The 552-nt window shown below is 72.8% G+C and carries 1 protein-coding gene; it reads left to right on the top strand.

Features of this window, described 5'->3' with window-relative positions; all coding sequences use genetic code 11:
• Positions 1-552 (top strand): ComEC/Rec2 family competence protein (locus CVM52_RS26445; RefSeq protein WP_205965053.1); only part of this gene is annotated, 552 nt, incomplete at both ends.

The following is a 552-nucleotide window of genomic DNA, read 5'->3' as shown; positions in this document are numbered from 1 at the left end:
CGCGGTGGCGCTGGCGGCGCTGATCGTGCTGGCGCTGCGCCCCGAGTCGCTGCTGGGGCCGGGATTTCAGATGTCCTTTGCCGCCACCACCGCGCTGGTCGCGGTGTTCGGCGCGCTGCGCCATCTTGACCTGCCGCGCGCGCCGCGTTGGTTGCGGCCGGTTCTGGGCGTGGTGATCTCCTCCGCCGTGGCCGGGGCGGCGACGGCACCGGTGTCGGCCGCTCATTTCAACACCTTGGCGCAATACGGCCTGTTCGCCAACCTGCTGTCGGTGCCGGTGATGGGCATGGTGGTGGTGCCCGCGGCGGTGCTGGCGCTGTGCCTGTGGCCGCTGGGGCTGGAGGGGGTGGGGCTGTGGCTGATGGAACGCGGCCTGGCCTGGATCCTGGCGGTGGCCGGTTATGTCGCGGCGCTGGAGGGCGCGCAGGGCCATGTCATCAGCCCCGGGCCGCTGGTGTTGCCGCTGCTGGCGCTGGGCGGGCTGTGGCTGGTGTTGTGGCAGGGGCGGGCGCGCTGGGCCGGGCTGGTGCCGATGGTGGTGGCGATGCTGTT

Source organism: Pseudooceanicola lipolyticus (assembly GCF_002786325.1).
Classification (GTDB): domain Bacteria; phylum Pseudomonadota; class Alphaproteobacteria; order Rhodobacterales; family Rhodobacteraceae; genus Pseudooceanicola_C; species Pseudooceanicola_C lipolyticus.
Note: the sequence above shows the minus strand (reverse complement) of the source record. Positions and strands in the feature narration are given on the sequence as shown.